Source organism: Nonomuraea lactucae (assembly GCF_003313395.1).
Lineage (GTDB): Bacteria > Actinomycetota > Actinomycetes > Streptosporangiales > Streptosporangiaceae > Nonomuraea > Nonomuraea lactucae.
Map to the genome: position 1 here is coordinate 1 of NZ_QNFZ01000284.1, position 18,933 is coordinate 18,933.

The 18,933-nt window shown below is 72.2% G+C and carries 17 protein-coding genes and 1 pseudogene; 3 read left to right on the top strand and 15 right to left on the bottom strand.

The genetic code is table 11. The features are described 5' to 3' along the window. On the top strand, nt 1–281 hold a 281-nt coding region (locus tag DQW85_RS19240), incomplete at its 5' end, for a hypothetical protein (RefSeq protein WP_205315235.1). Nucleotides 282–292: 11 nt separating this feature from the next. Here DQW85_RS19240 and DQW85_RS19245 read toward each other — a convergent pair. The 4 genes from DQW85_RS19245 to DQW85_RS19260 are packed head-to-tail and all read right to left on the bottom strand — an operon-like array spanning nt 293 to nt 3,860. Beyond that, nucleotides 293–1,087, bottom strand: coding sequence for an ABC transporter permease (locus DQW85_RS19245; RefSeq protein WP_205315236.1), 795 nt, complete (start codon nt 1,085–1,087; stop codon nt 293–295). Then, entirely contained in the window at nt 1,084–1,866 is a 783-nt protein-coding gene (locus DQW85_RS19250; protein WP_113701687.1) for an ABC transporter permease, read from the bottom strand. Before DQW85_RS19250 ends, DQW85_RS19245 begins: the two co-directional genes overlap by 4 nt. Then, nucleotides 1,863–2,843, bottom strand: a complete 981-nt coding sequence (locus DQW85_RS19255) for an ABC transporter substrate-binding protein (protein WP_113701688.1) — start codon at nt 2,841–2,843, stop codon at nt 1,863–1,865. The genes DQW85_RS19250 and DQW85_RS19255 overlap by 4 nt, the downstream gene beginning before the upstream one ends. A gap of 18 nt (nt 2,844–2,861) precedes the next feature. Beyond that, entirely contained in the window at nt 2,862–3,860 is a 999-nt protein-coding gene (locus DQW85_RS19260) for an ABC transporter substrate-binding protein (protein WP_162795118.1), read from the bottom strand. Nucleotides 3,861–4,265: 405 nt separating this feature from the next. Here DQW85_RS19260 and DQW85_RS19265 point away from each other — a divergent pair, with 405 nt between their 5' ends. Next, nucleotides 4,266–6,272 carry a sensor histidine kinase gene (locus tag DQW85_RS19265; RefSeq protein WP_162795119.1) on the top strand — a complete coding sequence of 669 codons (2,007 nt, stop codon included), beginning with the start codon at nt 4,266–4,268 and terminating at the stop codon, nt 6,270–6,272. Between the two features lie 77 nt (nt 6,273–6,349). On the opposite strand, the gene DQW85_RS46925 is transcribed toward DQW85_RS19265, so the two are convergent. The 11 genes from DQW85_RS46925 to DQW85_RS19320 all read right to left on the bottom strand — a co-directional run bounded on the left by DQW85_RS46925 (nt 6,350) and on the right by DQW85_RS19320 (nt 18,401). Next, entirely contained in the window at nt 6,350–6,799 is a 450-nt protein-coding gene (locus DQW85_RS46925; protein WP_240197283.1) for a cation transporting ATPase C-terminal domain-containing protein, read from the bottom strand. Beyond that, nucleotides 6,769–7,047, bottom strand: a complete 279-nt coding sequence (locus DQW85_RS46930; protein WP_240197284.1) for a cation transporting ATPase C-terminal domain-containing protein — start codon at nt 7,045–7,047, stop codon at nt 6,769–6,771. The genes DQW85_RS46925 and DQW85_RS46930 overlap by 31 nt, the downstream gene beginning before the upstream one ends. Before the next feature lie 155 nt (nt 7,048–7,202). Continuing rightward, a complete protein-coding gene (locus tag DQW85_RS19275) occupies nt 7,203–7,781 on the bottom strand; it encodes a CBS domain-containing protein (protein ID WP_240197285.1) in 579 nt (192 codons plus the stop codon). After that, complete coding sequence (locus tag DQW85_RS19280) at nt 7,778–8,665, bottom strand: universal stress protein (protein WP_113701691.1); 888 nt, start codon at nt 8,663–8,665, stop codon at nt 7,778–7,780. Before DQW85_RS19280 ends, DQW85_RS19275 begins: the two co-directional genes overlap by 4 nt. Before the next feature lie 216 nt (nt 8,666–8,881). Then, the gene (gene narI, locus DQW85_RS19290) at nt 8,882–9,601 is read right to left on the bottom strand and encodes a respiratory nitrate reductase subunit gamma (RefSeq protein ID WP_113701693.1); all 720 of its coding nucleotides are present in this window, start codon (nt 9,599–9,601) and stop codon (nt 8,882–8,884) included. Further along, complete coding sequence (gene narJ / locus DQW85_RS19295; RefSeq protein ID WP_240197286.1) at nt 9,598–10,200, bottom strand: nitrate reductase molybdenum cofactor assembly chaperone; 603 nt, start codon at nt 10,198–10,200, stop codon at nt 9,598–9,600. Before narJ ends, narI begins: the two co-directional genes overlap by 4 nt. Then, on the bottom strand, nt 10,197–11,852 hold the full coding sequence (gene narH / locus DQW85_RS19300) for a nitrate reductase subunit beta (protein WP_113701694.1): 1,656 nt from the start codon (nt 11,850–11,852) through the stop codon (nt 10,197–10,199). The genes narJ and narH overlap by 4 nt, the downstream gene beginning before the upstream one ends. Beyond that, a complete protein-coding gene (locus DQW85_RS19305; RefSeq protein WP_113701695.1) occupies nt 11,852–15,571 on the bottom strand; it encodes a nitrate reductase subunit alpha in 3,720 nt (1,239 codons plus the stop codon). The genes narH and DQW85_RS19305 overlap by 1 nt, the downstream gene beginning before the upstream one ends. A 9-nt stretch (nt 15,572–15,580) precedes the next feature. Next, on the bottom strand, nt 15,581–16,789 hold the full coding sequence (locus DQW85_RS19310; RefSeq protein WP_113701696.1) for an MFS transporter: 1,209 nt from the start codon (nt 16,787–16,789) through the stop codon (nt 15,581–15,583). Nucleotides 16,790–16,957: 168 nt separating this feature from the next. After that, the gene (locus DQW85_RS19315; RefSeq protein ID WP_240197287.1) at nt 16,958–17,605 is read right to left on the bottom strand and encodes a helix-turn-helix domain-containing protein; all 648 of its coding nucleotides are present in this window, start codon (nt 17,603–17,605) and stop codon (nt 16,958–16,960) included. Between the two features lie 97 nt (nt 17,606–17,702). Next, on the bottom strand, nt 17,703–18,401 hold the full coding sequence (locus tag DQW85_RS19320) for a hypothetical protein (RefSeq protein ID WP_113701697.1): 699 nt from the start codon (nt 18,399–18,401) through the stop codon (nt 17,703–17,705). Nucleotides 18,402–18,580: 179 nt separating this feature from the next. Between DQW85_RS19320 and DQW85_RS19325 the strand changes: the two are divergent. Next, a pseudogene (locus DQW85_RS19325) lies at nt 18,581–18,933 on the top strand (PP2C family protein-serine/threonine phosphatase); the annotation flags it as partial.

Sequence of the window (18,933 nt, forward strand, 5' to 3'; positions counted from 1 at the left end):
CCGCCGAGCTGGACCTGGCCGCGCTGCGCCGCGCGCGCCGCAGGCCCGGCCTGGGCAACCTGCTGAGCCGGGTCAAGACCCGGCTGTGGGCCGAGGAGTACGGGCGGCACGACGTGGACCGGCCCGGCGGCCTTGCCGCGTCCGCGGGCGGGACAGACGGGTCGGACGGCTCCGGCGGCTCCCGTGACTCCGGCGGAACCGGCGGTGCGGACGGGACGGTGCGGGACAGGGCCTGGTTCGCGGCCAGGCAGGCGGAGGCCATCGAGCGGCTGCACGGCTGAGGGGCGGGACGTCAGGCCTCGCTCCGGCGGGCGCTCGCGTGCCAGCTCAGCAGGCGGCGCTCCACCGCCACGAAGGCGACGTTCAGGAGCACGCCCAGGAGGCCGAGCAGCACGATGCCCGCCCACATGACCGGGATGTCCACCTGGCCCTGCGCCTCCAGCATGCGGTGCCCGATGCCCTCGGTGCTGCCGTACAGCTCGGAGACGACCATCATGATCAGCGCCAGCGAGACGCTGATCCGCAGCCCGGCGAAGATCTTCGGCGCGGCGGCCGGCAGGATGATCCTGGCCAGCCGGACCCCGGCGGCGACCCGGAACACCTGCCCGGTCTCCAGATACTGGCGGTCCACGTGCCGCCCGCCGTCCATGGAGTTGATCAGCACCGGCCAGACGACGCCGTACACGATCGCCGCGAGCTGCAACGGCGTGCCGATCTCGAAGAGCAGGAGGAAGACCGGCAGCAGCGCCGTGGGCGGCACCGAGCGGCCGAAGTGCAGCAGCGGCTCCACCAGCGCCGACAGCGACCGCGAGCGGCCCATGGCCAGGCCGAGCGCGACGCCCGCGAGCGAGGCCACGGCCCAGCCGGCGAACAGCCTGCCGAGGCTGGGCAGCAGGTCGCCGACGGCCGCCGGCGTCAGGAACAGGCTGCCGGGCGGCCCGGAGAACCACAGCTCGTGCAGCTTGACCACGATCACGCTCGGCGGCGGGAAGTAGGGGGTCCCGGCGCGACGGGCCGCCGCCTCCCACAGCACGGCCGCCACGGGCAGCAGCCAGTACCAGCGCGCCCTGTTCAGGAAGGCCGTCATGCCGCCTCCCCGGTCCGTTCCCGGTGCCAGCGGAACAGCCGCCGCTCCCCGGCCGTGAACAGCAGGTTCGCGGCCAGCCCGAGCAGCCCCGCCCACACGACGGCGGCGAGAACCCGGTCGGCCCGGTTGGCGCTGCCCGCCTGGACGAGGTAGTGGCCGATGCCGCCCCCTCCGCCCGTGATGATCTCCACGCTGACGGCCACGATCAGGGTGACGCCGACGGCGACCCGTACGCCGGTCGCGATGAACGGCGCGGCGCTGGGCAGCGACACCCGGAGCAGCACGGCCGTGGCGCCGAAACCGAAGCCGCGCAGCGTCTCCTTGGCCAGCGGATCGACGTCGGCCAGGCCGTACATGGTCTGGATCAGCAGTGGCCACGCGCAGGTGTAGACGATCAGCGCGGTCTTGGCGTCGGCGCTGTCGTAGAACAGGAACAGGGCCAGCGGGATCAGCGCCACCGAGGGGATCGGGCGCAGGAACTCCACCAGCGGGCGCACGGATCTTTCCACGACCGGCACCGCGCCGAGCAGCAGCCCGGCCGGGACGGCGACGGCGACGGCGATCAGCAGCCCGGCCGCGCAGGCGGTCAGCGTGGCGAGCACGTGCCGCCGGAACTCGTCGTCGGCGGCCAGTTCGGCCGCCGTGGCGAGCACCGTCGAGACGTACGGCAGCACGTTCCGGTCGATGATCCCGAGGCGCCCCGCGGCCTCGAGGAGGGCGAGGAACCCGAGGACGCCGGCGGCGCCCAGGGTTCCCCGCCGGATCGCGGTGGGACTCATCCGAGGGTGGGCGAGATCTGCTGGGTCACGTCGGGCTTGGCCTTCAGGTAGCCGTAGCCGGCCAGCATGTCGGCCAGTCTCTGCAGCTTGGCCTTGTCGACCTCCATCGAGAAGACGCCCAGCTTCATCGCGGCCGCCGCCTCGGCGGGGATCTGCGTGTAGGTGGGGATGACCTCGTTGACGGCGCTCCGGTCGCTGCCCGCGAGGAGCTGCGCCCTGGCCATCGCGCGGTGGAACGCCCTGGCGGTGTTGGGGTACTTCTTCAGCCACGTCTCGGTCACGCCCCAGCCGTCCACGGGGATGCCCGCGGTCGGGCCGCTCATGGTGTCGATCACCTCGGTGGCTCCGAGCTGCGTCCTGGCGGCGGTGAGGAACGGCTCCACCAGCCAGGCCGCGTCCACCCTGCCCGACGACAGGGCGCCGAGCTGGTCGGCGAACGGCACGGCGACGAACTTGACGTCCTGCGGCGTGAGCCCGGCCTGCTCCAGGTGGGCGTTGGTGACGGTCTGGCCGAGCGCCTTGAGCACGTTGACGGCGATGGTCTTGCCCTTGAGGTCCTTGACGGTCTTGACCGGCGAACCCTTGGGCACCACCACGCCGGCGATGCCGGGGGCGGCCTCCTGGCCGTGCTGGAACAGCTTGAGCTTGACAGCGCCCGAGTCGTTGATCGTCAGGAGCGAGACGTAGCTGGTGAGGAAGGCGTCGATGCTGCCGTTGATGATCTTCGGCAGCACCGCCTGCGGGGCCTGGATGATCTCGGGCTTGACCGTGAGGCCCTCCTCCTTGAAGAAGCCCCTCTTCTGCGCGATGTACAGCGGCGCGGAGGACGGGACGGGCACCACGCCGACGGTGAGCTCCGTCTTCTCCAGCGCTCCGCTCCTGGCCGGCGCCGCGCTCCCGGCGGGGGCCGGGCCGCCGCACGCGGCGAGGCCCAACGTGATCGCGAGCCCGGCGGCGAAGGCACGTGTGAACATCATGTTCCTGTCTCTCCCTGACTACTGACCTGAGCCGGTGAACACCATGGAGCCGACGTCGACCTCCGTCTTGAGGTAGCCGAACTCGTTCATGAGGTCGGCCACCCGCTGGATGCGCGTCGCGTTGAGCGAGGTGGGGAAGGTCCCCATCGCCATGGTCATGACTGTCTGCCTGCGGGTCTGGGTGTAGAGGTGGACCACCTCGGCCAGGGCGGCGCGGTCGGTCGCGATCACGCGCTGTGCCCTCGCCACAGCGCGCTGGAAGGCGGCGGTGGTCGCGGGATGCCTGCGCACCCAGTCTTCGGTGGTGGCCCAGCCGTCGATCGGCAACGCGTCCGTCGGCCCGGTGTTGGTGTCGATGAGCAGCCGCGCTCCGGCCTGCTGCGCGGCCGACAGGAACGGCTCCACCATCCACGCGGCGTCCACCTGGCCGACGGTGAGAGCGGCGAACTGGGCCTGGAAGTCGATGGCGACGAACCTGACGTCCCGGGGGGTCAGGCCGTGGATCCGCAGGTGCGCGCTCATGGACAGGGTGCCGAGGTTGTGGAGGGAGTTGACGGCGATCGTCCGGTCCTTGAGGTCCTTGGGGCTCTGGAGGGGGGAGTTCTTCGCGACGACCACGCCGGCGATGCCGGGCGCTCCCTGCAGGGTGTCCGCGATGATTTTGACTCTCTCCGCGCCGCTGTCCTGGATGTTGATCAGGGAGACGTAGCTGCCCTTGAACACGTCCATGCTACCGTTCTTGATCTTCGGCATCACGGACTGCGGCGCCTGCATGAGTTCCGTGGTGACCGTCAGGCCCTCCTCCCTGAAGAAGCCCCTCCTGATGGCGATGAAGAGCGGGGCCGACGACGGGGTGGGGGTGATGCCGACGTTCAGGGTGGTCTTCTCCAGCCGTCCCCCCGCCCCGGCCGGGACGGGCCCTCCCGCGACGCCGGAGCCGGTGCCCGTGCATGCCGCGAGCGACACGGCCACCAGGATGACAGGCAAGGACGCGCGGATGTTCGGCCCCAACTTCATGAGTCTCCTCGGGGATTCAAGCATCGGGACCGCGCACCCAGCCTGTGCGGAGCGGGCGCCCGCGCGGACAGGCGGTGATCGTACCTGAGTTCCGGCGCCTATTGCCACAAATACCCCCATTTATATAGAGACGGCCTTTAATTGGACGGTTACCGCACCAACTAATTCCGCGGTTTGGCCTCACTGCTCAGTATGTGCTCAAATTTCCCTCTGCCCCAGGCGCGCATACCTGCCTCGCATGATGCGAGGCATTTACGCGAGAGAGTGGAGCCAGTGCGGAAACGACCCACTATGGACATCCCGGACTTCCGTCCATCCACGCGATTTCTCGGAAATGCGCCACACAAGCCACACAACAGGACGAAACCCGCTAATGGTGGGCGATTCCGGTTACGCGACTGGCGGGTGAGATCGCGCCTGCTCGCTCTCATCGTCATCCCCACCTCCGTCGGCGTCATGGTCGGCGCCCTGCAGATCGTCGCGTCGATCGGCCGGGCCGGCGACTACCAGCGCGTACTGGAGAAGGCGGAGCTGAGCGCCGCGATCAGCGAACTGACCCACCGGCTCGCCCTCGAACGGGACCGGGCCGTGTTCTACGTGGCGGCCGGCCGGAAGCGCGGACGCGAGGCGGCGCTGCGCGCGGGGTTCGGCCCGGTGGACGCGGCGGTGGTGACGGTCAGGCTGAAGGCCGCGCCGATCACCCCGGAGCACGGCGACGGCGCGTGGTACGTCACCCAGCAACTCCTCGGCCGCCTCCCCGAGATCGGCGCCATCCGCGAGACCGTGATCGGCTCCCAGCTGCTCGCGCTGCCCACGCTGACCAAGTACTCCCAGATCACCACCACCTTCGAGCAGTTCCACGTGCACATCAGCCAGGGCGTGGAGGACGAGACGATCGGCGACGGCGTCCGCTCGCTCAGCGCGCTGGCCAAGGCCAAGGACGCCGCCTCGCGGCAGCGCGCCCTGCTCGCGGGCGCCGCCTCGGCGCGCCGCTTCCAGACCGGCGAGCTCGACAGGTTCATGGCCTCCCGCGCCCAGCAGGAGAGCGAGGTCGCGGTGTTCAAGTCCGTGGCGACGCTGGACGAGGCGCAGCTCTACGACGACACCGTCACGGGGACACTCGTCGACCGGGCCGAGTCGTTCCGGCTCCGCGCGCTCGCCCAGGACAAGGAGGGCGCCCCGCTCGACATCGACCCGGACGGCCGCGGGGACGCCGACCGCTGGTTCGCGGCGATGAGCGGCACCGTCGACGGGATGCGCACGGTGGAGAGGCGGATGACGGAGTCGATCACCGTGCGGAGCCGGGCACTGCAGGACGCGGCCTGCCGCGACGCCCTGCTGGCCGCCGTCGGCAGCGCCCTGCTGCTCCTCCTGGTCCTCTACGTCACCGTCGTGATGGCCCGCTCGCTGGTCGGGCCGCTGCGCAGGCTGCGCACCGAGGCGCTGCGGATCGCCTGGGAACGCCTGCCGGAGACCGTCCGCGCGCTGCGCGAGAGCGGCGACGAGTCGGCGCTCGACGTGCCGCCGATCGGCGTCGACTCGCGGGACGAGGTGGGCGAGGTGGCGCGGGCGTTCGACGAGGTCCACCGCGAGGCGGTACGGCTGGCGGGCGAGGAGTCGAAGTTGCGCGCCAACGTCAACGCCATGTTCGTGAACCTGTCACGCCGTAGCCAGGCGCTGGTCGAGCGCCAGATCAGGCTCATCGACGGTCTGGAGCGCGGCGAGTGCGACGATCGGCGGCTCGGCGACCTGTTCAGGCTCGACCACCTCGCCACCCGGATGCGGCGCAACAGCGAGAGCCTGCTGGTCCTGGCCGGGCAGGAGCCGTCCAGGCGCTGGCACCGGCCCGTGAACCTGCTGGACGTCGCGCGCGCCGCCGTGTCCGAGGTCGAGGACTTCGAACGCGTCGTGCCCTTCGTCGCCGACAACGCCTCGATCGCCGGGGAGGCCGTCAACGACGTCGTCCACTTGCTCGCCGAGCTGATCGAGAACGCGCTGTCGTTCTCGCCGCGCGACTCCCGCGTCACCGTATCCTGCAGCACGATCCCCGGCGGCAGCGGCGTGCTGCTGTCGGTCACCGACACCGGCATCGGCATGACGCCGGAGGAACTGGAACGGGCCAACGAGCGGCTGGCCGACGCGCCCAGCGTGGACGTGTCGGTCTCGCGGCGCATGGGCCTGTTCGTGGTGGCCAGGCTGGCCCAGCGGCACGGCATCCGGGTACGGCTGCGCCGGCACGGCCCGGCCGGGCTGACCGCCATGGTCTTCCTCCCGGACCGGCTGCTCGGCCCCGGGGAATTCCGGACGTCGCGCGACCCCACATCCACCGCCCGGCCGTACCCCTCCACCCCGGAAACAGCCACCCCAGAACATCCCAGACCACCCCATCCAGGTCACCCAGAACATCCCTGACCACCCCATCCAGGCCCTCCGTAACACCCCTCGCCACTCCGGCCCCGCCGTTCCGCCCCGCCCGCTCCGGAGGGACCTCACCTCCCACCATCGTGGCCCCGCCCGGCGGCGCCCATCCCTTCCTGCTCGCCACCACCGCCGCCCGTGGGCGTGCGGGCGGCCCAGCTCGCCAGGTCGCACAGGAACGGCGTCAGCAGGACGGCCCCCAGCGCCATGGCCCAGCCCACCGGCGGGATCGGCGCCATGGAGAGGAGCAGGCCGAGCGGCGGCACCAGCGTCACCAGGGCCTGCAGCGCCGCCGTGCCCGCCACGGCCACCATCACCGCCCGGCCGCGCCACCAGCCCCGCTCGAACGTCCACCGCCGGGCCCGCGCCACGTACGCCAGCGTCAGCCGGGCGAAGACCAGGGAGAGCACGGCCTGCGTCCGTACCTGGGTCTCGTCCCACCCGAGCCGCCTGGCCACCTCCACGGCCGCGAACACGAGCAGCCCGACGATCAGCGACCGGACCGCGATGCGGCCCAGCACCCGGCTCGACAGCAGCCCGTTGCGGGCGGGCCGGGTGGCGAGGGATCGCCTGGGGCCTTGTCGACGCCGAGGGCGATGGCCGGGATGCCGTCGAGCACCAGGTTGATCCAGAGCAGTTGCACCGGGAGCAGGGGGATGACCAGGTCCGGCCAGGCGAACAGGCCCACCAGCACGAGGAAGATCTCGGCCAGGTTCCCGGCGAGCAGGCGGGCGGCGTCGGCGTCGCTGAGCCCGGGAGGGGCGTACATGGGGGCGTCCACATCCCAACCAGATCACCCACAGGCGTGGGCACGCGCGAGCCGAACGGCCCTTCGCGCCGGGACCTTCGGCCCGGACCCCGGCTCCGCCCCGGGCCCGCGGGGACGGACGGACCTGGGAGGGAACAGGGGAACGCTGCGGACGGTCAGGTCTCCGGGGGCAGGACAGGCTCCAGGTGGAACATGCCGGTGACCACCTCGCCCGGCCTGTCGTGATGGGGTGTACGGCCGGCGACGGCGCCCAGCACGTCCCGGGCGGTGATGAGCCCGACGAGGCCGTGGCAGGAGACCACCGGTACGGCGTCGCGCCCGGTGTCCACCATCACGCCCGCGACCCTCGCCAGGGGGTCCTCGGGCCGTACCCGGGGCCGCGGCTCGTTGCCGAGGAGCGAGCGGACCTGGCGCGACGACTGCTCCTGCGGCCCGCCCGACCAGGACGCCGCGACGTCCTCCCTGGACAGGACGCCCAGCACGTGCCGCCCCTCGACGATCGGCAGGTGGTGCACCCCGGCGCGGCGCATCAGCTCCCAGGCCATCAGGGGCGACTCCTCCGGCCTGACCGCCACCACGATCCGGCTCATGACGTGCTCGGCCGTCAGCGACCCGATGCTCGTGGACCCCGCTTGGGACCCGGCTTGGGACCCGGCGTTTGACCCGGCGTTCATGGACTCGGCGTTCATGGACTCGGCGTTCATGGACTCGGCGTTCATGGACTCGGCGTTCATGACGACCTCCTCGACTCCTCCGCGCCGGCCCGCTCTCCGGACGGCTCCGGACGGACGCCTCGTGGCCGTACCACCGCGACCGGGCAGGTCACGTGGTGCAGCACCCCGTGGCTGACCGATCCCAGGACCGCCGAGGCGAACCCGCCCCGCCCGCGCGAGCCGACCACCACCAGATCCGCCGATCCGGACGCCTTCATCAGCGCCGACACCGGGTGCTCGCACACCTGCTCGTCCACGATGCGCACGTCCGGGTTCCGCTCGCGCCAGGGCACGACGCGCTCGCGGGCCACGCGCACCTCCTGCTCGTACGCCTCCTGGAGCAGGCTGCCGTAGGCCGCCGCGTACGGCGAGAACAGCGGCATCTGATAGGCGTAGGCCACGTACAGCTGAGCGTCGCGGGCACGGGCCTGCTCGATGGCGTACTCCATGGCGGCCCGCGAGTGCTCCGACCCGTCGTAGCCGACGACGATCTGGCCGTGCTGCACCACGGACGTCCCGCGCACGACCACGACCGGCCCGGCGGCGTGCCCGGCCAGGGCCAGCCCGACCGACCCGACCACCATCCCGGCGAACCCGCCCAGCCCCCTGCTGCCCACCACCACGCTGTCGGCCGTCACCGACTCGCCCACCAGCGTGTCCACGACGCCGCCGGCGAGGATCCGGGTGGTCACCTCGGCACCGGGCGCGAGCTCGCGCGCCCGGTCGGCGGCGGCCTCCAGCGTCCCGGCGCAGTATTCCGTCCCGCCGACGGTGCTCGCCCACTGCTCGCACACGTGGACGAGCCGCAGGCCGAGCCCGCGTCGCCGCGCGTCGGCCGCGGCCCAGTCGACCGCCGCGCCCGCGGACACGGATCCGTCCACTCCGACCACGATCACTCCGGCCATCACGCCACCGCCTCCACCTCTCGGGGCTTCCACCTTCAGCCTGGCCGACCGGCCGGTCGGACGCCCGAGCAGGAAGTCCCCGAGGCGGGGGCCGTTGGTCCCTTTCCGTGGCCCCGCGCGACCGGATCACAAGCGGCCCGATCACAAGCGGCCCGATCACAAGCGGCCCGATCACAAGCTGCCCGATCACAAGCTGCCCGATCACAAGCTGCCGGGTCAGAAACCGCCCCGGCCGGAGGAGGTCGGGCGTGCCGCGGCATCCCTGCTCCGGTAGACGATGTACGGCCGCGTGAGGTAGCCGATCGGGGCCGTGAGCATGTGGACCAGCCTGGTGAACGGCCAGATCGCGAACAGCACGAGCGCGCTCAGCGCGTGCAGCTGGAAGAGTGGCGGCGCCCCGGCCATCAGCGAGGGCTCCGGCCGCAGCAGGAAGATCGACCGGAACCACGGCGAGACGGTCGTGCGGTAGTCGTAGCCCCCGCCGATCACGTTGGCGGCGACCGTCGCCGCCAGGCCGAGCACGATGACCAGGGTGAGGACGGCGTACATCAGCTTGTCGTTGCGGGTGGTGGCGGAGAAGACCGGCCCCACGGTGCGGCGGCGGTAGATCAGGATGGCCAGCCCGGTGAGCGTGCACACGCCGGCGATGGTGCCCAGCACGACGGCCATCCCGTGGTAGGCGTCCTCGCTGACGCCCACCGCCTCCGTCCACGCCTTGGGGATGACCAGCCCGCCGACGTGGCCGAGGATCACCACGAGGATCCCGAAGTGGAACAGCGGGCTGCCGATCCGGAGCAGCCGCGACTCGTACAGCTGGGACGAACGGGTGGTCCAGCCGAACTTGTCGTAGCGGTAGCGCCAGACGTGGCCGAGCACGAAGATCGTGAGAGCGACGTACGGGGCGACCACCCACAGCAGCAGGTCCAGCGGGTTCACCGGGGACCGCCGCCGTAGGGTTCGAGGCCGACCGCCTCGGCCGGCGGCCCCTCCTGCGCCAGCCGCGAGGCGAGGTCGCGCTCGCGCGAGGTCGCGGGCGGAAGGGTGGCGAGCACGGCGGCGACGACGTCGGCGTACGGCGAGCCCTTGGCGCGCAGCGCCTGGTGGAGCGTCTCCAGCCCCGGGCGGTGCTCGCGCAGCAGCCGCCGGGCCTGCACCAGGCCGCCGCGGGCGGACAGTTCGCACACGACGGCGAGGTGGTCGGGCAGCTCCCCGTCGGCGGGCTCGAACCCGGCCTCGCGGAAGGCGTGCTTGAAGCGCAGCAGTGCCATGCCGCGCCTGCGGGTGTCGCCGTAGGTGTAGTAGGTGAGGTACGGGCAGCAGCGGCGTTCGAGGTCGAAGGTCCCCACGTACTGCTCGGCCAGCCGCGGCAGCGGCGTCGCGGCCAGGTGCCCGAGGAAGGCTCGCAGGCGGGTCACCGCCTCGCCGGGCGGCATGCTGTCCACGGTCATGGTGAGCAGCGGCAGCGCGTCGACCAGCCGTTCGTCCGGGTAGCTGAGCAGCACCGACGCCGTCATGTGGATGGCACGCTCGTTCACGAGTCCTCCTTGCGCTTGCGGGGGAACAGCCCGTCGGGCAGTCCCTTGCCGTCCCAGTTGAGCAGGTTGACGCGGCCTTCCCGGTCGGCCGGATCGACCAGGGAGCCGGTCTCCTGGCGGTCCTTGAGCGCGTGGAAGTTCTCCACGGCCACGGGCGCGGGGGTCCCGGACGCCTCGCCGAACGGGCCGCCCATGCCGGGGCCGCCCTCGTAGTCGAGGCTGCACCCGGTGGCCGCCTCCTCCAGGAGGGCGCCCTGCTCGGCGTGGGCCTTCGGGATGACGTAGCGCTCGCCGTACGGGGCCAGGGCCAGCAGCCGGTGCATGGCCTCGATCCGCTCGCCGGTCAGCCCGGCGGCGGTGGCGATCGACTCGTCGGGGCTCTGGCCGAGGTTGAGGCGGCGCATGTAGGAGCGCATGGCGGCCAGGCGGCGCAGAGCGGCGCGCACGGGCTCGGGGTCGCCCGCGGTGAACAGCTCGGCCAGGTAGCCGACCGGGATGCGCAGCGCGTCGATCGCGCCGAAGAGGTTGCCCGCGTCCTCGCCGTCGTTGCCGGTGCCGGTCAGCACGTCCACCACGGGCGACAGCGGGGGGATGTACCAGACCATCGGCATCGTGCGGTACTCGGGGTGCAGGGGCAGCGCCACGCCGTACTCGAAGATCAGCTTGTGGATCGGGGAGCGGCGCGCCGCGTCGAGCCAGTCGTCCGGGACGCCCTCGGCGCGGGCCGCGGCGATCACGCCGGGGTCGTGCGGGTCCAGCAGCACGCCGCGCTGCGCCTCGTACAGCTCCCGCTCATCGGGCACGGCGGCGGCCTCGGCGACGCGGTCGGCGTCGTACAGGACGAGGCCGATGTAGCGCAGGCGGCCCACGCAGGTCTCGGAGCAGACGGTGGGGATGCCCACCTCGACTCGCGGATAGCAGAACGTGCACTTCTCGGCCTTGCCGGTGCGGTGGTTGAAGTACACCTTCTTGTACGGGCACCCGGTCACGCACATCCGCCAGCCGCGGCAGCGCTCCTGGTCCACGAGCACGATCCCGTCCTCGGCGCGCTTGTACATCGCGCCCGACGGGCAGGAGGCCACGCACGACGGGTTGAGGCAGTGCTCGCAGATGCGCGGCAGGTAGAACATGAACGCACGCTCGAACTCCAGCCTCACCTGGTCCGACACCTTGCGCAGCACCGGGTCGGCGGGGGCCAGCTCGGGGGCGCCCGCGAGGTTGTCGTCCCAGTTGGCACTCCAGGTGATCTTCGTGTCCTGGCCGCTGATCAGCGACCTGGGCCGGGCCACGGGCGTGTCCTCGGTCTGGGGGGCGGAGAACAGCCGGTCGTAGTCGTACGTCCAGGGCTCGTAGTAGTCCTGGATGGACGGCATCAGCGGGTTGGCGAAAATGGTCAGCAGCTTGCGCAGCCGCCCGCCGGCCCTGAGCCGGAGCCGGCCGCGCCGGTTGAGCTCCCAGCCGCCCTTCCACTTGTCCTGGTCCTGGTAGGTGCGGGGATAGCCCTGCCCGGGGCGGGTCTCGACGTTGTTGAACCAGACGTACTCGGTGCCGGACCGGTTGGTCCAGGCCTGCTTGCAGGTGACCGAGCAGGTGTGGCAGCCGATGCACTTGTCCAGGTTCATCACCATGGCGAGCTGGGCCATGACGCGCATCAGTAGTCCACCTCCTGGGAGCGGCGGCGGATGACCGTCACCTCGTCTCGCTGGTTGCCGGTGGGCCCCAGGTAGTTGAAGGCGAAGCTGAGCTGGGCGTAGCCGCCGATGAGGTGCGTGGGCTTGACCAGCAGCCGGGTGAGCGAGTTGTGGATGCCGCCGCGGCGCCCCGAGGTCTCGCTCTTCGGCACGTCCACGACGCGCTCCTGGGCGTGGTACATGTACACGGTCCCCTCGGGCATGCGGTGGGAGACGACGGCGCGGGCGACGACGACGCCGTTGCGGTTGACCGCCTCCACCCAGTCGTTGTCGCGGATGTCCGCCCTGGTGGCGTCGGCGGGGCTCATCCAGATGGTCGGCCCGCCGCGCGACAGGGTGAGCATGAGCAGGTTGTCCTGATACTCGGAGTGGATGGACCACTTGGAGTGCGGAGTGAGGTAGCGGACGGTGATGCCGTTCGCGCCGCCCTCCCCCACGCCGGGTTCGCCGAACATCGCGGTCATGTTCAGCGGCGGGCGGTAGACGGGCAGCGCCTCACCGGCCTCGTGGATCCAGTCGTGGTCGAGGTAGAAGTGCTGGCGCCCGGTGAGGGTGTGCCAGGGTTTGCGGTGCTCGACGTTGATGGTGAACGCGGAGTAGCGCCGCCCGCCGGTCTCGCTGCCCGACCACTCGGGTGAGGTGATCACGGGGACCGGCCGGGTCTGGGTGTCGGCGAACGTGATGCGGCGGTGCCCGTCGGCCAGGCCCTCGAAGGACGTCCCGGTACGGCGGGCGAGCGTCTCGAAACCCTGGGCGGCCAGGCGCCCGTTGGTGGTGCCGGACAGAGCGAGGATGGTCTCGCACATGGCGACGTCCGTGGCCAGCGAGGGCCGCCCGTCCCTGGCCGTGCCGTTCGTCCGGGCGAGCCGGTCGATCTCGCCGGAGACGTCGAACGTCAGCCCCTTGGTGGTGGCGCCGAGCCGGTCCGCCAGCGGGCCGAGGGCGGCCATCTTGTCGGCGACCGCCCCGTAGTCGCGTTCGACCGTGACCAGCTTGGGGAAGTCGCGCCCCGGCGTGGGGCGGCGTCCCGTCTCCCGCCAGTCGCTGACCCTGCCGTGCGGGGTGGCCAGCTCGTCGGGCGTGTCGTGCAGCAGCGGCACGGCCACGATGTCCGTACGGGTGCCCAGGTGGGTGGCGGCCAGGGCGCTGAAGGCGCGGGCGATGGCGTGGAAGGCGGCGAAGTCCGTGCGGGTCTGCCAGGGCGGGTCGATCGCCGGGGTGAAGGCGTGCACGAACGGGTGCATGTCGGTGGACGACAGGTCGTGCTTCTCGTACCAGGTGGCGGCGGGCAGCACGATGTCGGAGAACAGCGTGGTGGAGGTCATCCGGAAGTCCAGCGAGAGCAGCAGGTCGAGCTTGCCCCTGGGCGCCTCCTCCGGCCAGGCGAGGCTCTCCGGCCGCTGCCCGGGGCCGGCCTCCTCGGCGCGCACGGCCGAGTCGGTGCCCAGGAGGTGGCGCAGGAAGTACTCGTTGCCCTTGGCGGAGGAACCGAGCAGGTTGGCCCGCCACACGGTCAGCACGCGCGGCCAGTTCGCGGGCGCGTCGGGGTCCTCGCAGGCGAACCCGAGACGGCCGGAGGCGACCTGCTCGGCGACGTACGGCCCCGCCTCCCCGCCCTCGGCCGCGGCCTCGTCGGCCAGGTCGAGCGGGTTGCGGTCGAACGTCGGGTAGGACGGCATCCAGCCGAGGCGTGCCGACTGCGCCAGCAGATCAGCGGTGGCCCTGCCGGCGAACGTGCCCCGGCCGAGCGGCGAGGAGACGACGTCGGCCGAGTAGGTGTCGTAGCGCCACTGGTCGGTGTGCAGGTACCAGTAGGCGGTGCCGATCATCTGCCGGGGCGGGCGCGACCAGTCCAGGCCGAAGGCGAGCTGCGCCCAGCCGGTGATCGGCCGGCACTTCTCCTGGCCGACGTAGTGGGCCCAGCCGCCGCCGTTGACGCCCTGGCAGCCGGTCAGCGTGGTGAGCGCCAGGAACGACCGGTAGATGGTGTCGGAGTGGAACCAGTGGTTCGTCCCCGCCCCCATGATGATCATGGATCGGCCGCGGGACTCCTCGGCGTTGCGGGCGAACTCCCGGGCGATGCGCGCGGCCGCGGCGGCAGGGACGGACGTGATCGCCTCCTGCCAGGCCGGAGTGTACGGCTCGGCGGCGTCGTCGTAGCCGGACGGCCAGCGGCCGGGCAGCCCGTCGCGGGCGACGCCGTACTGGGCGAGCATGAGGTCGTACACGGTGGTGACCAGGTGGCCGCCGACCCGCCGCACCGGGACGCCACGCTCCAGCACACCGCCCTCGCCGCCCCCGGCGTGCCCGTCGAAGCGGGGCAGCGCGACCGTCACGGCCTCTCCGGATCCGGGCCCGGCTCCGAGGACGGTGAGGAGCGGGTCCACGTCGCCGAGGTCGAGGTTCCAGCGGCCCACGCCGCGCTCGGAGTAGCGGAAGCCGAGGGAGCCGTTGGGCACCACCGGCTCACCGGTCCGCGCGTCCAGCAGGACCGTCTCGAACGCCGCCTCCTCCTCCCCGTCCCGCCCGGGATCGGCCGCGAGATCGGCCGCGAGATCGGCCGCGAGATCGGCTGCCGTGAGGAACTTGTCGGGCACGTACGCGTCGCCGTGCTCGCGCAGCCGGACCAGGAACGGCAGGTCGGTGTAGCGCTTGGCGTAGTCGGTGAAGTAGGGGACCGCGCGCCCGGCGAAGAACTCCTTGAGGATCACGTGCCCCATGGCCATGGCCAGCGCGCCGTCGGTGCCCGGATGCGGGGCCAGCCACTCGTCGGCGAACTTGGCGGCGTCGTTGTAGTCGGGCGCGAGCACGACGACCTTCTGGCCGCGGTAGCGGGCCTCGGCCATGTAGTGGGCGTCGGGCGTGCGGGTGACCGGCACGTTCGAGCCCCACAGCATGAGGTAGGCGGCGTCCCACCAGTCCGCCGACTCCGGGACGTCCGTCTGGTCGCCGAACACCTGCGGCGAGGCCACCGGCAGGTCCGCGTACCAGTCGTAGAACGACAGCATCGCCCCGCCGAGCAGCGAGACGAACCGCGCGCCCACGGCGTGGGAGGCCATCGACATGGCCGGGATCGGCGAGAAGCCGGCCACCCGGTCGGGCCCGTACTCCTTGATCGTGTGCACGTGCGCCGCCGCGATGATCTCGGTGGCCTCGTCCCAGGTGACGCGGACGAGCCCGCCCTTGCCCCGGGCCGACTGGTAGCGGCGGCGCCTGGCCGGGTCGGAGGTGATCTCGGCCCAGGCCGCGACCGGGTCGCCGAGCCGCGCCCTGGCCTCCCGGTACATCTCCACCAGCACGCCGCGGGCGTACGGGAAGCGGACCCGCGTGGGCGAGTAGGTGTACCAGGAGAACGCGGCCCCTCGCGGGCAGCCGCGCGGCTCGTACTCGGGGCGGTCGCCGCCCACGCTCGGGTAGTCGGTCTGCTGCGCCTCCCAGGTGATCACGCCGTCCTTGACGTACACCTTCCAGGAGCACGAGCCGGTGCAGTTGACCCCGTGGGTGGAGCGCACCACCTTGTCGTGGCTCCATCGGTCGCGGTAGAAGACGTCACCCTCGCGCCCGCCGATCTGGTACACCGCCCTGAGGTCCCCGGAGACCTGGCCGGGACGCAGATGGCGGCCCAGCCTGAGCAGGGCCTCGCTGAGAGGCCCGTCGGTCACGGCCTTGGACGCGGTCATCGATCCCCCCTACGGCCGCTCGCCCGTCCCGGCCGCGGGGCGCAGGACGAACCAGCAGTAGACGAACGCGCCGAACGCCATGGCCGCCAGCAGCATGAGGCCGATGGCGTACGACCCGGTGGCCTGGTAGATCAGGCCCATCACGATGGGGGGCAGGAACCCGCCCAGGCCACCGGCCGCCCCCACCACGCCTGTGGCACTGCCCACCATCGGCACGGGCACACCCCGGCCGAGGATCGCGAAGACCGCGCCGTTGCCCAGCCCCAGCGCCGCCGCCATGGCCAGGAACCCGACCGTGGCGAGGGGCATGCCGGGCGCGAACGAGACGACGATCGCGCAGCAGAACACCCCGAGCAGCACCCAGCACAGCACCCGCTCGCCGCCCAGCCGGTCGGCGAGCCAGCCGCCCACCGGCCGGGTCAGCGTGGCCAGCACCACGAACCCGGCGGCGCGCGCCGCCGCGTCGGCGACGCTCAGCCCGTAGACGGCCTTCAGGTACAGCGGCAGGTAGACGCCGAACGCGACGAACCCGCCGAACGTCAGCGCGTACATCCCGGCCATCTCACGGGTGACGCGCAGCCGGGCCGCGGCGGCGAACCTCGTCAGGAACGGCTCGGCGGGCGCCTTCGCGCCGGGCGCGTCCCGGCCCAGCGTGAGGAAGGCCAGCCCGACCGCCACCAGTGCCAGGGCGACCATGACGAACGGCACCGAACGGCCGAACTCGGCGGCCAGCCAGGGGGTGACGAACCCGGAGATCGCGGTGCCGATGTTGCCCATGCCGAAGATCCCCAGTGCCAGGCCGCGCCGCTCGGGCGGGAACCAGGCGTTGACGAACGGCACGCCGATGGCGAAGGTGGCGCCCGTCATGCCCAGCAGCAGGCCACCGGCCAGCAGCGCCGGGTAGCTCTCAGCGAAGGCCAGGAACAGGACGGGGAGGACGCCCAGCAGGCTGGTGACGCCGAAGACCAGCCGCCCGCCGTACCGGTCGGTCAGCGCGCCGAGCAGCATGCGGCCCAGCGCCCCGACGATCACGGGCACGGCGACCAGGACGGACACCGCGAAGGCGCTGAGCCCGAGCAGGTCCTTGTAGACCGGCCCCAACGGGCTCAGGAGCGCCCAGGCCCAGAAGTTCACGGCGAACGCCGTCGTGGCGAGGATCAGCGCCATGATTGCCGAGGCGGTGCGCGTGCCTGTCAGGGCGGGCGGAGCGGGAGCCATCCGAGGTTCCTTCCCTTCAGGAGACCTTCATGTCCGCCCTGCCAGGCTCCTTGACTTCCGCCTTGCCCAGAAAGGGTCTTTGGTCCTCGCTTCCCTGACCGAATGGCTCGGCGAACGGCCTGGTGATCGGCGCTCGCCGGGTGTCCGCGCCGTGGCGGTGGGCGGTGCTCAGCCGGTGGCGATGCGGCGTCCCGTGACGCGCGACGGGGTGATGCGGAGATACTGCCTGCGGTCGCCACCGGCCCACGGCTCGACGCCCGTCGCCCGCGCCTCGGCCAGCTCCTCGTCGGTGACGTGGTGCAGCGCCCCCTGGACGAGCACGCTCCACCCGGTCCGGGTGTCCTCCTCGATCCGGTCCACCTCGAACGCCACCTTGTACTCGACGCCCGCCAGCCCGGTGCGCAGGTCGGCGTCCGTGGAGCCGCCCAGGGTGGTGCGGAAGACGATGGCGCCGCCGGCCACGCGGTAGTTGACGGGCAGCACGGTCGGGCCGAAGCGCCCCTCGTAGGCGATCCGGCCCACCCCGCCGGGGGCGATCAGGCCCAGGGCCTCACCCTCATCGAGCTCCGCGAGCTCCGCGCCGGGCGCCGCGCCGCCCGCTCCGGAGGGCGCCTCCCCGAGCAGCTCCGCCACCGTCGTGTCCAGCGCCTGCGCCAGCTTGGCGGCGGCCTCCCGCAGCGTGCTCTCGGACTGATCCTCCAGGTGGCCGAGGTACGCCTCGGCCACGCCGGCACGCTGGGCGAGCTCCTCGCGGGTCAGGCCCAGCGCCTCGCGCCGCCCGGCGATCCGGCGTCCGAGCCCTCCGAGATCCGACATGTGGCACCCCATCTCCACGGCATGATGACCTTCTCCCGTTCACCGTAGTCGCCGTGGACCGGAGGAGGGCCGCCGCCCCGAACGAACCCCCTCGCCTCTAGTGGCCGAGCACGGGGCGCGCGCCGGTCGCCTTGACGGGCAGGTGCTCGCGGATGAGCAGCCAGCTCGCCGCCAGCACCCACACGATCGTGAGCACACCCGGCAAGATGATCATCAGCGGCGCGTCGGGCGCCAGCGCGCCCGCCCTGTTGACCATCGCGAACGCGGCCAGCAGCCGCACCACCGCCACGACGGCGGCGAACCAGCCCAGCCACATCGGGAACACGTGCGTGCGCATGATCGCCACCGCCGTCGCCGCGAACGTCGCCGCCACGGCGATGTTGGCGACCACGTTCATGGCGGTCAGCGCCGTGTACGGACCCGCGGCGATGGCCTGCAGCGGCCGGTGCTCGGTCATGGCGTACGTCAGGCCGGCGAAGACCGAGATCCCGACGAAACCCAGCACGGAGACGAGCACGTACCCGGCCAGCACCAGCACCGGCAGGTCGCTGGACTCGTCGGCCCGCCGGAAGGCCGTGGCCAGCGCCACCCCGAACCACAGGAACAGGACCGTGGCGATGGCGTACAGCAGCGCGGCCAGCAGGATCTGGGTGCGGAACGCGACCAGGTATCCGGCGATGGTCGTCGAGGACTCGGTGATGCTCGGCACGTTGCCCATCACCAGCCGCCCGCCGATGCCCACGACCATGGACGCGGCGCCGGCTATGCCACCCCATCGAAGCTCGTGACTCTCCATGAGAATCACCCCCCGGCTTCATCATCGGCACCGACCCGACCCCGGCGCCACCGAGCGACGTCCATTCTTTGCCGCTTCTTTCGGATGGCGGACCCGCCGGGACAGGCGGCCGGCGGCCTGGGCAGGACCTCCCGCGGACGGGTAGAAAGGACCTCAGGAACGGCGAGGGAGCGGGGCCAGTGGACGGTGACGGCGAGCGGATGCTGGGGGGCCTGATCGCCGCCCACCATCTCGCCTCTCTGGAGGACCTGCCCGGCCTGGTCTCCGGGCACGCCAGGCTGGCCGGCTTCACGGACACCGTGCTGTACGTGGCCGACCTGCAGCAGACGTACCTCGTTCCCCTGCCCGGCCAGCAGCACGACGGCCGGCCCCTCGAACGCGTCCGCATCGACTCGACCGTGGCCGGCCGGGCCTTCCGCTCGCTGGACATCGTCCGGACGGGAGCCGGCGACGCACCCCTCCAGGCGGCGTCCGCGCCCGAGCCGGAGGCCGGGGGCCCGCCCGAGCCGGAGGCCGGGGACCCGCCCGGGCG